Source organism: Microbacterium sp. ZW T5_56, assembly GCF_044987425.1.
Lineage (GTDB): Bacteria > Actinomycetota > Actinomycetes > Actinomycetales > Microbacteriaceae > Microbacterium.
In genome coordinates, this window is record NZ_JBJDRI010000004.1 from 38,008 (window position 1) to 51,891 (window position 13,884).

A 13,884-nucleotide genomic window follows, 5' to 3' on the forward strand; every position below is an offset into this window, starting at 1 on the left:
CCCGAAAGAAACGGAAAATCACGCAATGACAACCTCACGCAAGCAGCGCTGGCTGCGCAGGGTTGCGCTCGGCTCTGTGCTGGCTCTTGCCGGTGCGGGTGCTGCGACCGCTGCCTCCGCCGCTGAGATCGACACGACTCAGACCGGCTCGATCATCATCCACAAGCACGAGAACCCCGGTAACGGTGCGGGCACGCCCGACGGCTCCGGCACGGCTCCGAACACGCCCGGTGTTGCCGGTGTTGTGTTCGAGTACTGCATGATCGACGGGATCGACCTGTTCGACGGCACGAACGACGGCTGGGACGACCTCAACGCGATCACCGCCGGCGAGATGGCCGCGGCCGGTGCGACGGGTGTGACCACGCTCGGCAGCTACGACCTGCTCAACTGTGCGTCGGCACCGGCGACCAACTCGGCCGGTCTGTCACAGACGCCGGATCTTCCGCTCGGCCCGTACTTCGTGCGTGAGATCTCCCACCCCGCCAACGTGGTTGCGCCTGCCGCACCGTTCATTGTGGCGCTGCCGACCCCGCAGGACCCGACGAACCTGACGGGTGAGTGGGTGTACGACGTCAACGTGTACCCGAAGAACACCGTGGCCGAGGGCCCGCGTAAGAACATCGTTCACCAGGACGACAACGGTGTGGTGCTGGGTGCACCCATCGACTACGAGGTCACGGTCAAGATCCCCGCGCTGCCCGCCGGTGAGGACTACAACAAGTTCATCGTCACGGACAACCTGGACCCGCGTCTGGACCCCGACGAGGACCCCTCGAAGATCACCGTGAAGGTGTTCGGCGGAGCGACCTTCGTACAGGGCACGGACTACACCTTCGTGTGGAACGGTCAGCAGCTGGTCGTGACGTTCCTGCAGGCCGGGCTCGACAAGCTCGTCGCCGGTCAGTACGTCGTGGTGGGCTTCACCGCGGCTGCCACGGAGATCGGCACGATCGACAACCAGGCACTCGTGAACCTGAACGACCTCGAAATCGGCACGATCCCGCCGGGAACGCCTCCGGGCAACACGCCGACGAACATCGTGACGACCCGTTGGGGCGCGCTGGAGCTGAAGAAGGTCAACGCGGACAACTCCGGTCAGGGCCTGTCTGGTGCCGAGTTCACCGTCTGGATGAGCAACACCGATGCGGCCGGCTGCATTGCTGACTTCGCGAACCTCACCCAGGTGACGGTTCCTGGCACGACCAACCCATACGTCGTGACGGCTGGCGCCAACGGTGTGGTTACTATCCCGGGTCTGTGGGTCGGTGACACCGAGCTCGAGATCGCGACCGACGGTACCGTGACGAACACGACCGTGCCGAACCACGACTTCCAGCAGCGCTGCTACGTGGTGCAGGAGATCAAGGCCCCCGCGGGCTTCGTGCTCCCCACCGGTGCCGCGGCACTGACCGAGATCGTGCTGGAGCCGGGTGCTGTGGGCACGATCAACCCGATCGTGACCATCACCAACAAGCAGCAGGGCGTTCCGGCGTTGCCGCTGACCGGTTCTGACGGACAGATGATCCTCACCATCGGTGGCGTTGCACTGTTCCTCGTCGCTGCCGGCGTGATCGTGTTCGTGGTCCGTCGTCGTCGCACCGCGACCATCGACGAGTCCTGACACTCAGCAGTAGCTGAGAATGCGGGGGCGCACATGCGCCCCCGCATTCTCCATGAATTCGCACGGGTGATCACCCGCACACCCGCCCGGAAGAGGAAGACATGGCAACACGACGACAGCAGCGCCGCCAACAGGTGAGCCGACAGCGCACGTCGCGATTTCTGGTCATCATGGCGGGCGTGCTTGCATGGGCGGGGCTCTCCCTGGTCATGTACCCGACGGCGGCGGCGTGGGTCAGCATGTATAACCAGTCGCTTGCCGTGGAAAGCTACGAGCAGCAGGTGGTGGATGCCTCGCCCGCTCCGGACGATCAGATCGCGCTGGCCGAGGAATACAACTCCAAACTCTCCTCCGGTGCCATCCTTGCGGCGAACGCCAACGTGCCGACGGGCTCGGGCAGCCTCGCCGATGATGAGCTGAACTACTGGAAACTGCTCGACGCGGGCAACGGCGTCATGGGTCGCGTGCAGATCCCCGCGATCAGCGTCGATCTGCCGATCTACCACGGCACCACTGATGAGGCACTGCTCGCCGGTGCAGGTCACCTGCAGGGCACTTCGCTTCCCGTGGGCGGCGAAGACACGCACTCCGTGCTCACCGCGCACCGCGGGCTCGCGAATGCCCGCATGTTCACCGATCTCGACAAGGTGAAAGAAGGGGACACGTTCTCCGTCACGACCTTCGGGCACACCGTCACCTACCAGGTGATCGAGACGAAGGTGGTCGAACCAGAGGACACCGCGAGTCTGCGGCAGGAGGCCGGGAAGGACCTCGTGACCCTGGTGACCTGCACGCCGCTCGGCATCAACACCCACCGCATCCTGGTGACGGGCACGCGCGTGACGCCCACCCCACCGGAGGACGAGATCCGTGGCGAGGGTCCCGTGGTCGTGCCGTTCCCGTGGTGGTTCGTCGTGTACGCGGGCGTGACCCTGGCGGGCATTATTCTGATCTGGTGGTTCCTGCGTCGCGGGAACAAGGACCGGACCCCGCGCCAGCGGCGCTCACCCGAAGGGACGCCCGATGACGCCACGTCGTGACGCCGCCTTCACCCGACGTGCGTTCCTTGCCGGAGCGGGGGTGGTCGCGCTGGCGGCGCTGACCGCGTGCACGCCGGACACGCCGGCATCACCGCAGGCCCGGCCACTAACTGCGGCAGAGGCTGAGCTACTGGCGAGCTTTCGGCTCAAGAACTACCTCGCCGAACACGTGAACTACACCCTCACCGGCCCGGAATCGCTGCCGATCCAGGCGACCGTGCGGCTCGACACTCAGGCGCACACGGGGTATGGCCTCGTCACGATGGCGGATACGCCCACGTCGATCGTGGTCTGGGGGGAGAAGTCCGTCTTCACCTGCACCGACGCGGCGCGGGGGGAAGACCTGTCCACCTGGGCCGGTCGCGACCTCGGCGAGGGCGACATCGACACCTTCCTGCGTATGATGCTTCTCCTGTCCAGTGACCGACCGGAGAACGCGCAACTGCTGCAGCAGAGTCAGTACCTGTGGGTGGGGACGGAGACCGTGGGCGGCGTGACCTGCGACGTGTTCACGGGGCCGGGGGAGGCCGGGGGCACCGGGTCCCCGGATGCCGCCGCGAGTCCGGTGCGCTACTACCTCGACGCCGATGGTCAGCTGCAGTACTTCTCCGCACGGGTGTCCGCTGACGATGCCTCGCCCTGGACCGCTACCCGCACTGATACCGCGCCGGACGTGCAGATTCCCGCTGCGGTCTGGGACGCGATGGCTCAGGCCGCGGCGGCCTGACTCCCGCGACATGCACCAGGCTCCCCTCTCCGCGAGGGAGGGGAGCCTGGTGCATGATGTGAACGGTTCAGCCCTTCAATCCGGAACCCGTCACCCCTTCCACGATCTGACGCTGGAAGATCAGGTACAGGATCACCAGCGGGAGCGCCGCGAGGATCGCGCCGGCCTGGATGTCGGCGTAGCGCTGACCGAAGCTGCCCTGCACCGTGGCGAGTCCCACGGGAATCGTCATCAGATCCGGGTTGGAGAGCACGTACAGCGGGAGCAGCAGGTTGTTCCACACGCCCACGAAGGTGAGGATGGTCACCGCAGCGATCACCGGACGGCTGAGCGGCATGATCAGCGACCAGTAGATGCGCCAGGTACCGGCTCCATCGATGACGGCGGCCTCCTCGAGCTCGCGGGGAATCGAGTCGAAGAACTGCTTGAAGATGAACACCGCGATCACCGCGGGCACCTGCGGGAAGATCACCGACCAGTAGGTGTTCAGCAGGCCCAGCGCGTTCAGCTCCTGGAAGATCGGCACGATGAGCACCTGACCGGGGATCATGATGCCCAGAACGATCAGCAGCAGCACGATGTTCGACCCGCGGAACTTCAGACGGGAAAGGGCATAGGCGGCCATCGAGGCCAACAGCACGGTCAGCGCCGACGTCACCACGGACGTGATGGCGCTGGACAGATACCAGTTCCAGATGTCGCCCGAGCCGAGCAGGGTCGAGAACGAGTACAGCGTCGGGTTCCAGTCGCTGAGAATCGCGGAGGCGCCGATCGCAGCCGTGCCGTTGTCGGTGAGCGCGGTCTTCAGCGCGAACAGGCTCGGGATGAGCCAGATCACCGAGAAGATGACGAGCACCACAGCGGCGACCCGGTTGAAGGTTCGTCCGTTGACGGGCTTGCGCACCCGCGAGCCCGGTGCGGCAGCGGAGATGCCGTCGCGGCGCTTGCGGGGAACGGTGATGTTGATGGTGTCGGTCATCTCAGCTCTCCTTCTGGGCGGCGGCGCGCTCGAACAGCTGGCGGACGATCGCGACGACCACGATGACGATGAACAGCAGCACGCTGGCCGCGGACGCCGCCCCGAGTCGGTTGTCGGTGAAGGCCGTGTTGGTGATCACGCCCAGGGTGACCTGCGTGGAGATTCCCGGCCCACCGCCCGTCATCAGGTACACCTGATCGAAGATCTTCAGGCTGGCGATGATCTGCAGCAGCACCACGAGTGTCGTGGTCTTGCTGATCATGGGAACGGTGATGTAGCGGATCTGCTGCCACGGACTCGCTCCGTCGACGGCCGCCGCCTCGTAGAGCTCCCGCGGAATCTCCTGGAGGCCGGCGAGGTACAGCACGTAGTTGAAGCCGATCGTCCACCACAGTGTGGCGATCGCGATGCCGATCATCGCGGTGTTCGGATCTGACAGCACTCCGGAGCCGGGCGTCATGCCGAACAGCGACTCCACCCACGCCCAGAGGCCCGTGGTGGGCGTGAAGATGAACACCCAGATGAGGGAGATCGTCGCGGATGGAAGGATGTACGGCAGGAAGAAGGCCAGCCGGTAGAACCACTGGAAGCGGCGCATCCGGTTCGTCAGAACGGCGAGCGCGAACGCGAGGATCACGAGCGGCGGTGTTGTGTAGAGCGTGAACTGCAGCGTGTGCCACAGCGAGCTCCAGAAATCCGCTCGCGTCAGCATCTCGGCGTAGTTCGCGAAGCCGGCGAACGAGCCGAGCCCCGTGCGCACGGTCGAGGTGTTGAAGAAGCTCATGACGAGCATGTAGATGGTCGGACCCAGCAGGAACGCCAGGTAGAAGATCCCGAACGGGGCGATGAACAGCCAGGCGCTGCGTGCGGTGCCGCTGGTGGCACCGGCGTAGCTGGAGCGCGCCGTACGGTGTCTGCCGCGCGCGGCGCGCGGGACGGTGAGGGTTGCGGTGGTCACGTCGTCGTACCTCCGGGTCAGAGTGGGCTCGGCGTGTTGAGATACACGGCGAGTTGATCCTTGATGGCCGAGAGGGCTTCCTTCGGCGAGATGGACAGCTGCTGGACCAGGCCCAGCTGGGCACCGACGATGCCCTCGAACGTGGATCCCGATCCGCCATACCAGGCGGGATCGTCATACACGGCCGAGTCGGCGGCGGAGGCGTAGTCGGACTGCGGCACGAGGTTGGCGAATTCCGTGCTGTTCGCCGTGGGGAGGTAGGCGGGAACATGTCCGCCCTGCGCCCAGGTCATCGATTGATCGAGCATCGACTTGATGAACAGCATCGCCTGCTGGCGCTGTTCCGGCGTGCGGTTCTTGCGCGGCAGGATCAGCGTGTGCGAGTCGGCCTGAGAGGCCGCCTTGTCGAACAGTGTGGGCACCGGCACCATGCCGAACTTCAGACCCTTCACCGACTGGGCGGTGGAGATCTCCCACTCGCCCTGCAAGTACAGGCCCGCCTTCTCGGTGAACATGTACGACTGCGCGGTGGCGTAGTCGAGTCCCTTGTTGGTCCAGCCGTTCTTCACCCAGGTTTGGATCCGATCCATCACCGACAGGAAGATGTCCTCGTTGACTGTGAGCTTGGCGCCGTTGTCGGAGAGGAAGGGCGTCGCGCCCTCGTGCTGGTTGTAGAGCGTCCAGAACACCCGCCAGGGGGTGGCGGTCTCGCCGCCCACGTTGGCGATGGTGATCGCCTCGCCGCCGGTGACATCGTGAATCGCGGCGAGCGCCTGCTCGAAGGTGTCGATGCCATCGAGCTTCTGCAGCTTCCCCCCGGAGACGAGGCCGGCCTTCTCGCACACGGTCTGGTTGAAGAACATCACCAGCGGATGTGTGTCGATCGGAATGGCAATGTTCTGCCCGTCCGTGATCTGCGCGTTCCACGGTCGTTCGGAGAAGTCGGAGAACGAGAGCCCAACGCCGGCGAGGTCCTCCTCGGTGATGGGATCGATCAGTCCGCCCTGCCACAGCGGCTTCGCGCGGGTGAGATGCGAGACGGCGACGTCCGGCGGCTTGTTGCCAACCGTCGCCAGCGTCACCTTCGTGTAGTACGGATTTCCCCAGGCGAACGTGGTGGCCTGGAGTGAGTCCGGTCCGTTCTGCGTGCGGTAGACGTCCAGCATTTCCTGGAGTCGGACGCCGTCGCCGCCGCCGAACAGGTTCCAGAACACGAGGGTCTCGGGCTTCAGGCTGCTTCCGAACAGACCCGCGGACACGGGGGAGGAGCAGCCCGCGAGCAACGGGACGGTTGCGGCACCCAGAGCCGCAGCGAGAAATCCCCGGCGCGTGAGCCGGAGCGAGGTGTCAGGCATTCGTACGTGACCTCCTTGTCGACGAGATCCGAGAACGGATTCTCGGGATTGAGATGAGCTCTCCTCATTTCAACGTGGTAACGGTAGCGCGAGCGGAGCGGTCTCGCAATGGGCAGTTGCTGATTTCTTGCGGAAGGGACCGGTCACACGTGCGCCTTCCAGTCCGCCGAACTTGGTGCTCGACACATCTGTTCCAACGATGTAATGTCATCACTCAACGGGCACCGTCGCCGGATGGCGGGGAGATTCGCCCTTTGACAGACAGCGACAATGAGGAGTCACATGTCCCGCGCGACCATCACCGTCGACCGCGACTTCACCGTCGGCCCGGTACCACGGAGGATCTTCGGATCGTTCGTCGAACACATGGGCCGGTGTGTCTACACCGGCATCTACGAGCCCGGCCACGCCGCCGCGGATGAGGAGGGCTTCCGCACCGACGTGCTGGAGCTCACCCGGGAGATGGGCGTGAGCGTCGTCCGCTACCCGGGCGGCAACTTCGTCTCGGGCTATCGCTGGGAGGACGGCGTCGGCCCCGTCGCCGAGCGGCCCCGTCGTCTGGACGGTGCCTGGCACACGGTGGAGACCAATGCCTTCGGCCTGCACGAGTTCGCCAGCTGGGCGCGCAAGGCCGATGTCGAGATCATGGAGGCCATCAACCTCGGTACCCGCGGCGTCGAGGCCGCGCGTGAGCTGGTCGAGTACGCCAACCACCCGGGCGGCACGGCGCTCAGCGACCTTCGCCGCCGCAACGGTGCCGCGGATCCTTTCAACATCAAGCTGTGGTGTCTGGGCAACGAGATGGATGGCCCCTGGCAGATCGGCCACAAGACGGCCGATGAGTACGGCCGCTTGGCGCAGGAGGCCGGCAAGGCCATGCGTCTGGTGGACCCCTCGATCGAACTGGTCGCGTGTGGCAGCTCGTCCAGTGGCATGCCGACCTTCGGCGAGTGGGAGCGCATCGTGCTCGGTCACACCTACGACGTGGCCGACTACGTCTCGCTGCACGCCTACTACGAGGAGAAGGAGGGCGACGCCGCCAGCTTCCTGGCTTCCGCCGTCGACATGGACTACTTCATCGAGTCGGTGGTCTCCACCGCCGACGCCGTGCGCGCAGCGGGCAAGCACAAGAAGTTCATCAACCTCTCCTTTGACGAGTGGAACGTCTGGTACCAGGGTCGTCCGGGCGTCGACTCCCCGGGCGAGATCGAGGCGGCGGGCGCCTGGAAGGAGCACCCGCGCATCATCGAGGACGAGTACAACGTGACGGACGCCGTTGTCGTCGGCACCCTGCTGAACTCGCTGCTACGCCACGGTGATCGTGTGTCGATCGCGAACCAGGCGCAGCTGGCCAACGTCATCGCGCCGATCCGCAGTGAAGCCGGCGGTCCCGCGTGGCGTCAGTCGATCTTCTGGCCCTTCGCACGCATGTCGGAGCTTGCCCGCGGCGAGATCCTGCGCCTCGCCGTCTCCAGCGACAAGTACGACACGGCTCGCTTCGGCGACGCCGACCTCGTGGACGCGAGCGCGACCTGGGACGAGGAGACGGGCCGCGTCGCCCTCTTCCTCGCCAACCGCGGACTCGACGAGCAGGCCGACGTCTCGGTGTCACTGCGCGGCTTCACCGGATCTCGTGTCACCCGCGCCGAGGTGCTCACCGTTCCCGAGGGCGGCGACCGCTTCACCTCCAACGTCGTGGACGCTCAGGAGCGCGTGGGACTGCAGCCGCTGTCCGCCGCCGTCGACGGAGGCACGCTGACCACCACGCTGCCGCCGCTGTCGTGGGCTGTCATCGAGGTCGAGGTCACGAAAGCCTGATCCCACCCGGCCCCGTCCCGCTGGTGCCCCGTCGGGTGTCGCCAGCGGGACGAGGTGGCTCGCTGGCTGGGTCCGCTGTCTCGGTTGCGGAGTGACCCATCTCGATTGCTGAGTTACCCTTCTCCGTTGCTCAGCGAGCACCAGCGCGATGACCTGCCTCGTCGCTCTTGCACCTCCACCCCGTGGTACGCACTGAAAGGCCGACATGACCACTCCTGAATCCCGCGATGACGTCGTCGCGCCGGTCGTCCCCGCCCGCTCCGCCGTGCGCCCACTCGGCCTGGACGCCGTCCGGCTCGCTGGCGGGTTCTGGGGTGAGTGGGAGAGCCTCGCCCGCGACGCGATCATCCCGCACGCCGAGTACTGGGAGGAGCGGACCGGCTGGCTCGCGAACTTTGACGCGGTCGCTGCGGGCACCATCGCGACTCGTGCGGGGCGTGAGTTCTCCGATTCGGAGATCTACAAACTGCTCGAGGCGATGGCCTGGCAGCTGGGCCGCAAGCCCGACGCGGGGCTGGAGTCGAGATTCGCCGCGATCGTCGCGCGGGTGTCCGCAGCGCAGCAGCCCGACGGCTACCTCAGCACGATGTTCGGCAATCCGGGGCAGGCGCCGCGGTGGTCGCAGCTGGACTGGGGCCACGAGCTGTACTGCCTCGGTCACCTGTTTCAAGCCGCGGTCGCGCGCGTGCGATCCGGCTACCGCGATGAGCTCGTCACCGTCGCGACGCGCGCCGCGGATCATGTGTGTGATGTCTTCGCACCGGGAGCGAACCCGGGTATCTGCGGTCACCCCGAGGTCGAGGTCGGCCTCGCCGAGCTGGGTCGCGCGCTGGGGGAGCGACGCTACCTCGATCAGGCGCGGGAGTTCATCGAGCGACGCGGGCATCACGTGCTGCCGGACATCGAGTTCGGACGGGAGTACTTCCAGGACGACATCCCGGTGCGGGATGCTCCGGTGCTGCGCGGCCACGCGGTGCGCGCGCTGTATCTCTCGTCCGGCGCTCTCGATGTGGCGGACGAGTTCGCCGACGAGGAACTCGCTGACGCCGTCCGGCGCGCCTATGATCGCACGCTGGAGCGACGCACGTATGTGACCGGCGGCATGGGTTCTCATCATCAGGACGAGGCGTTCGGGGAGGACTTCGAACTCCCGGCCGACCGGGCGTACTGCGAGACCTGCGCGGGCATCGGCTCGGTGATGACGGCCTGGCGCCTGTTGCTCGGAACCGGCGATCTTCGATACGGCGACATCATCGAGCGCACGATGTACAACGTGGTAGCCGTCTCGCCGCGGGCGGACGGGCGCGCGTTCTTCTATACGAATCCGCTCCAGCAGCGGGTTGCAAGCCAATCCGTCGACGCCGACGACATCAGCCGGCGCGCCCGAGCGCAGTTGCGTGCGCCCTGGTTCGAGGTGTCCTGCTGCCCGACGAATGTGGCACGCACGCTGTCGCAGTTCGCGGCGTATGTCGCGGTGGCGGACCAGCGCGGAGTGAGCATCGTGCAGTACGCCGACGCGGACATTCGCGCGCTTCTTCCCCGCGGCGCGGTGCTGCTTCGGGTGCGGACGGACTATCCCCACAACGGGCGGGTGTCGATCACGGTGGTGGAGTCGCCGACCGAAGCGGAGCTGCGACTGCGGTTGCCGTCGTGGGCGACGGGGGCGACGGTGCAGCGCCGTGGAGAGCGATCCCCGGTGTCTGCGGAAGCGCTGCGTGATGGTGTGCTTGAGCTGTCGGCCCTTGCGGTGGGGGAGGAGATCGTGCTCGAGCTCCCGCTGGCGCCGCGCCTCACCCATCCCGATCCGCGTATCGACGCGGTGCGCGGATCGGTCGCTGTCGAGCTGGGCCCACTGGTGCTGTGTGCGGAGTCGGTGGACGTCGATGGGGCGGACGTCGCGGATCTGGTCATCGACGCGACTGCGCCGCTGACGAGCGATGCGAGTGGGGTCCGCGCACGCGGCTGGCTGCGCCGAGCGGCACCGGAGGGGTGGCCGTATCGCGATGATGTGGACGCTTCGGGGGAGGCGGTGGAGATTCCCCTGGTTCCGTACTACTCCTGGGCTCAGCGCGGTCCCAGTACCATGCGGATCTGGATCCCGACGAGCTGAGGTGAGGCAGCGCGCTGGCCCGGTTCGTGGTTGCGGGGCAGGTGCAACCCGGACCGAGGTGTGCTCCGTTGGCGTGTTGGCGTGTTGGCGTGTTGGCGTGTTGGCGTGTTGGCGTGGCCTGCCGCCGCGTAGCGTCAGGGCGTGCTGTGGGTGATGTCGCGGGCGATGGTGGCCACCACGGCCTCGAAGACGATGCGCCAGTCCGTGCCGTCGGGCATGACTCCGGCGAGCTGCAGACTCACGGCGCCGTGCACCTGAGCCCAGATGGCGAGGACCCGCGTGCGGATGTCGACTTCGCCTGCGTGTGGCAGCAGACTCGTCACCGTCCGAATCAGGGGAGCCATTGCGCCGTCGGATGACGGCACATCCTCCGGCGCGCACGCGAGCAGCGCGCCGCCGAACATCAGGCGATACCGCACTGGATTCGCGAGCGCCCAGTCGCGATAGGCCCATCCCAGTGCCGCGAGCCCGTCGGCTTCCGCGCCGTGCTGTGCCGCGCCGAACGACGCGAACGCGTCATCGATGACGGCGGCGACCAGGCCGTCACGGCTGCCGAACAGGGCATACACCGCGCTCGTTGACGTCGAGGCCGCCGCTGTCACGGCGCGCAGCGAGAACCCGTCTACGCCATGTGAGTCAATGGCTTCGGCGGTCTCGGCGAGCAGTCGGTGGCGCAGCGCGTCGTCGTACACAGGAGGTCTTGCCATGTGAATCATCGTATCGTAACGTTGTTGCGTAACGACGTTACGGAATGAGGATCACATGAACGAGGTATTTCCCGGCAGGTACACCGCGCGGCCGGAGCAGGAGAGCGTCACGGTGTTCCTCATCGGCATGCGCGCGAACCGCTGGTGGAAGCTGGGGAGCATCGCCTCCGTTGCGCGGGAGATGCCGCGCATGCTCGGTCACCTCGCGGAGCATCCGGATGCGGGCATGCTCGGCTGTCACTCGTGGTTCGGGCGGACGACTCTGTTGCTGTCGTACTGGCAGAGTCCGGAGCATCTCCAGCGCTTCGCCGCGGATCGTGACGCTCCGCACCTGCAGCCGTGGCGCGACTACATGCGTCGACTGCAGGGGAGTGGAGACGTCGGCGTGTGGCACGAGACCTACCAGGTGCCGGTGGCCGACCAGGAAGCGGTCTACGTCGATATGCCGGCCTTCGGGCTCGCTCGGGCGACACAGCATGTGCCGGTTGGTGCGGGGATGCAGACGGCACGTCAGCGATTGGAGCGCTCTGGCGGGCGAAAGTCTCCGGAGGAAAATGCCTGATTGTGAGGCTGTTCTGTCAGCTCCGAAAAACTTCTTCAAAAATGTTCTGGGTTTTGCGTCATAGATGGCGTGGGTTGTCGTCTCTATGGGTGAGACACCGTATGCGGTTCCGGGGGGAGTTGCAGCAGTCGGTGCGAGAGGGGAATGGCGATTCGTCGCCGTTCGGTGGGGCTGGACCCGATGAGGTCCCACCGATCCTCGTCTCGTGTGTGGAGCGCTGGGGGGTGCTTCCGGAGGGCGCGGGATTGAGGAGAAGTTGAGGCGGGGTGGTTGGCGAGGGGCCACCACCCCGCCTTCTTCGTGCGTGCGCCCATGTCCCGTGAGACTTCCGTCTGTGGGCGACAATTCACGCAACGCGGCGATTCTCGCCCACAGACGGAAGTCTCGCGGGCGTTGATGTCTCGCGGGCTTTGAATTGTCGCGGTTGTCAGGCGCGGAAGCGGGCGAGAGCGGACTCGGAGGCCCGGGCGAGGAGGGAGACATCGGCGGCGACGGCCACGAAAGACGCACCGGCCGTGAGGTAAGCCTCGGCGGCATCCGGTGCGAAGGCGTTCACTCCGACCGGCTTGCCCACGGCGATCACGGCGTCGAACACCTGATGAACGGCCGCGACGACCTCCGGGTGCGTCTGCTGGCCGATCACACCGAGCGAGGCGGCGAGGTCTGCCGGGCCCACGAACACGCCGGCGACGCCATCGACGGCCGCGATCTCCGCAGCGTTCTCCGCAGCATCCGCTGACTCGATCTGCACGAACAGCGCGACGTGGTCATCGGCATGGGTGAGATAGCTGTCGACGCGATTCCACCGGGCCGAACGCGACAGCGCGGAGCCGACCCCGCGACGACCAGCGGGCGGATAGCGAACGGCGGTTACCAGCTCGCGCGCCTGTGCGGCCGAGCCGACCATCGGCACCAGCACCGTCTGCGCGCCGAGGTCGAGCACGCGCTTGAGCGTCACGTCATCGCCGATCGGAACCCGCACGACAGGACTGACCCGCGGATAGCCGGCGAGCACCTGCAGCTGCAGCTGCACCGACTGCAGCGAGTTCGCGGAGTGCTCCATGTCGATGAGCACCCAGTCGGGTCCAGCCCCGGCGATGATCTCGGTGATCAGGGCGGACCCCGCGACCGACCACAGACCGATCAGCGGGCGGTCGGCGCCGGCGAGCGCCTCACGAAATGTCGGTGGGAGTGTCATGCGTGCTTCCTCCTGCGATGTCATGCGATGCGGCACTCGATGGTGCCGAAATCTCCGTAGTCGGCGAGCACGGTATCTCCGGCCTCCACCCACACCGGGCGAGTGAACGACCCCGCGAGGATGATCTCGCCGGCCTCCAGACGATCGCCGTGCTGGTGCAGCTTGTCCGCCAGCCAGGCGACGCCACGGGCGGGGTGGCCGAGCACTCCGGCTGCGACTCCGGTCTCCTCGATCTCCCCGTTCTTGAACAGCAGCCCCGGCACCCACCGCAGGTCCACGTCGTCTGGGCGCCGGCGCACCGTGCCGAGCACCATCGCCCCATAGGCGGCATTGTCGCTGATGGTGTCGACGATCGTGCGTCCCTCCAACTCGATGTGCGAGTTCAGCACCTCCAGCGCCGGAACGACATAGTCCGTCGCCGCGATCACGGCCTCGAGCGTGCAATCGGGACCAGTCAGCGGCTGCTTCAGCACGAAGGCGAGCTCGACCTCGATGCGCACGTTCGAGTACTCGGCGGCGGGAATCATCGCACCCGACTCATGGACGGTGTCGTCGAACATGACGCCGTAGTCCGGCTCGGTGATGCCCGTGGCCAGCTGCATCGCGCGGGAGGTCAAGCCGATCTTGCGCCCCACCAGCCGGCGCCCGGCGGCGATCTGCCGATCGCGCCAGACGCCCTGGATGGCGTACGAATCCTCGACCGTCGCTTCCGGGTGTCGGGCGGTGATGCGTGGGATCACCGTGTGCTCGCGGTCTGCGACCGCAAGCTCATCGGCCAGCCGCGTGATCGTGTCAGACGTCAGCAT

General features: G+C 66.5%; 12 protein-coding genes. 6 read left to right on the forward strand and 6 right to left on the reverse strand.

Annotation, left to right across the window (positions count from 1 at the left end):
* Positions 1–25: 25 nt before the first annotated feature.
* The 3 genes from ACI3KU_RS02970 to ACI3KU_RS02980 all read left to right on the forward strand — a co-directional run bounded on the left by ACI3KU_RS02970 (position 26) and on the right by ACI3KU_RS02980 (position 3,391).
* A complete protein-coding gene (locus ACI3KU_RS02970) occupies positions 26–1,624 on the forward strand; it encodes a SpaH/EbpB family LPXTG-anchored major pilin (protein WP_404920800.1) in 1,599 nt (532 codons plus the stop codon).
* Positions 1,625–1,725: 101 nt separating this feature from the next.
* On the forward strand, positions 1,726–2,664 hold the full coding sequence (locus tag ACI3KU_RS02975; protein WP_404920801.1) for a class C sortase: 939 nt from the start codon (positions 1,726–1,728) through the stop codon (positions 2,662–2,664).
* Positions 2,648–3,391: a hypothetical protein gene (locus ACI3KU_RS02980; protein ID WP_404920802.1), complete on the forward strand. Its 744-nt coding sequence runs from the start codon at positions 2,648–2,650 to the stop codon at positions 3,389–3,391. The genes ACI3KU_RS02975 and ACI3KU_RS02980 overlap by 17 nt, the downstream gene beginning before the upstream one ends.
* A gap of 67 nt (positions 3,392–3,458) precedes the next feature.
* Here the strand turns inward: ACI3KU_RS02980 and ACI3KU_RS02985 are convergent, their stop codons facing one another.
* Genes ACI3KU_RS02985 through ACI3KU_RS02995 form a run of 3 tightly spaced genes read right to left on the reverse strand, consistent with a single transcriptional unit; the run spans position 3,459 to position 6,683 of the window.
* On the reverse strand, positions 3,459–4,370 hold the full coding sequence (locus tag ACI3KU_RS02985) for a carbohydrate ABC transporter permease (RefSeq protein WP_404920803.1): 912 nt from the start codon (positions 4,368–4,370) through the stop codon (positions 3,459–3,461).
* A gap of 1 nt (position 4,371) precedes the next feature.
* Positions 4,372–5,328: a carbohydrate ABC transporter permease gene (locus ACI3KU_RS02990; RefSeq protein ID WP_404920804.1), complete on the reverse strand. Its 957-nt coding sequence runs from the start codon at positions 5,326–5,328 to the stop codon at positions 4,372–4,374.
* Positions 5,329–5,345: 17 nt separating this feature from the next.
* Positions 5,346–6,683: an extracellular solute-binding protein gene (locus ACI3KU_RS02995; protein WP_404920805.1), complete on the reverse strand. Its 1,338-nt coding sequence runs from the start codon at positions 6,681–6,683 to the stop codon at positions 5,346–5,348.
* Between the two features lie 282 nt (positions 6,684–6,965).
* On the opposite strand from ACI3KU_RS02995, the gene ACI3KU_RS03000 reads away from it, so the two are divergent.
* Positions 6,966–8,501, forward strand: a complete 1,536-nt coding sequence (locus ACI3KU_RS03000) for an alpha-N-arabinofuranosidase (RefSeq protein ID WP_404920806.1) — start codon at positions 6,966–6,968, stop codon at positions 8,499–8,501.
* 205 nt (positions 8,502–8,706) lie between these two features.
* Complete coding sequence (locus ACI3KU_RS03005; protein WP_404920807.1) at positions 8,707–10,611, forward strand: glycoside hydrolase family 127 protein; 1,905 nt, start codon at positions 8,707–8,709, stop codon at positions 10,609–10,611.
* 134 nt (positions 10,612–10,745) lie between these two features.
* Here the strand turns inward: ACI3KU_RS03005 and ACI3KU_RS03010 are convergent, their stop codons facing one another.
* Entirely contained in the window at positions 10,746–11,318 is a 573-nt protein-coding gene (locus tag ACI3KU_RS03010; RefSeq protein ID WP_404920808.1) for a TetR-like C-terminal domain-containing protein, read from the reverse strand.
* Between the two features lie 55 nt (positions 11,319–11,373).
* Between ACI3KU_RS03010 and ACI3KU_RS03015 the strand changes: the two genes are divergently transcribed.
* A complete protein-coding gene (locus ACI3KU_RS03015) occupies positions 11,374–11,880 on the forward strand; it encodes a DUF4188 domain-containing protein (protein ID WP_404920809.1) in 507 nt (168 codons plus the stop codon).
* A gap of 427 nt (positions 11,881–12,307) precedes the next feature.
* Here ACI3KU_RS03015 and ACI3KU_RS03020 read toward each other — a convergent pair whose 3' ends face one another.
* Together ACI3KU_RS03020 and ACI3KU_RS03025 are read right to left on the reverse strand one after the other, a co-directional pair.
* Positions 12,308–13,078 (reverse strand): HpcH/HpaI aldolase/citrate lyase family protein, encoded by a 771-nt coding sequence (locus tag ACI3KU_RS03020; RefSeq protein ID WP_404920810.1) that lies wholly within the window; start codon positions 13,076–13,078, stop codon positions 12,308–12,310.
* Positions 13,079–13,098: 20 nt separating this feature from the next.
* Positions 13,099–13,884, reverse strand: coding sequence for a 2-keto-4-pentenoate hydratase (locus ACI3KU_RS03025; RefSeq protein ID WP_404920811.1), 786 nt, complete (start codon positions 13,882–13,884; stop codon positions 13,099–13,101).

What these genes read in the sequence shown, in the direction of transcription:
- ACI3KU_RS03005 (WP_404920807.1), top strand. Translation starts at nt 8,707, where the DNA reads ATGACCACTCCTGAATCCCGCGATGACGTCGTCGCGCCGGTCGTCCCC.
- ACI3KU_RS03010 (WP_404920808.1), bottom strand. Translation starts at nt 11,318, where the DNA reads ATGGCAAGACCTCCTGTGTACGACGACGCGCTGCGCCACCGACTGCTC.
- ACI3KU_RS02970 (WP_404920800.1), top strand. Translation starts at nt 26, where the DNA reads ATGACAACCTCACGCAAGCAGCGCTGGCTGCGCAGGGTTGCGCTCGGC.
- ACI3KU_RS03015 (WP_404920809.1), top strand. Translation starts at nt 11,374, where the DNA reads ATGAACGAGGTATTTCCCGGCAGGTACACCGCGCGGCCGGAGCAGGAG.
- ACI3KU_RS02985 (WP_404920803.1), bottom strand. Translation starts at nt 4,370, where the DNA reads ATGACCGACACCATCAACATCACCGTTCCCCGCAAGCGCCGCGACGGC.
- ACI3KU_RS02980 (WP_404920802.1), top strand. Translation starts at nt 2,648, where the DNA reads ATGACGCCACGTCGTGACGCCGCCTTCACCCGACGTGCGTTCCTTGCC.
- ACI3KU_RS02975 (WP_404920801.1), top strand. Translation starts at nt 1,726, where the DNA reads ATGGCAACACGACGACAGCAGCGCCGCCAACAGGTGAGCCGACAGCGC.
- ACI3KU_RS03000 (WP_404920806.1), top strand. Translation starts at nt 6,966, where the DNA reads ATGTCCCGCGCGACCATCACCGTCGACCGCGACTTCACCGTCGGCCCG.
- ACI3KU_RS03025 (WP_404920811.1), bottom strand. Translation starts at nt 13,884, where the DNA reads ATGCTGACGTCTGACACGATCACGCGGCTGGCCGATGAGCTTGCGGTC.
- ACI3KU_RS02995 (WP_404920805.1), bottom strand. Translation starts at nt 6,683, where the DNA reads ATGCCTGACACCTCGCTCCGGCTCACGCGCCGGGGATTTCTCGCTGCG.
- ACI3KU_RS03020 (WP_404920810.1), bottom strand. Translation starts at nt 13,078, where the DNA reads ATGACACTCCCACCGACATTTCGTGAGGCGCTCGCCGGCGCCGACCGC.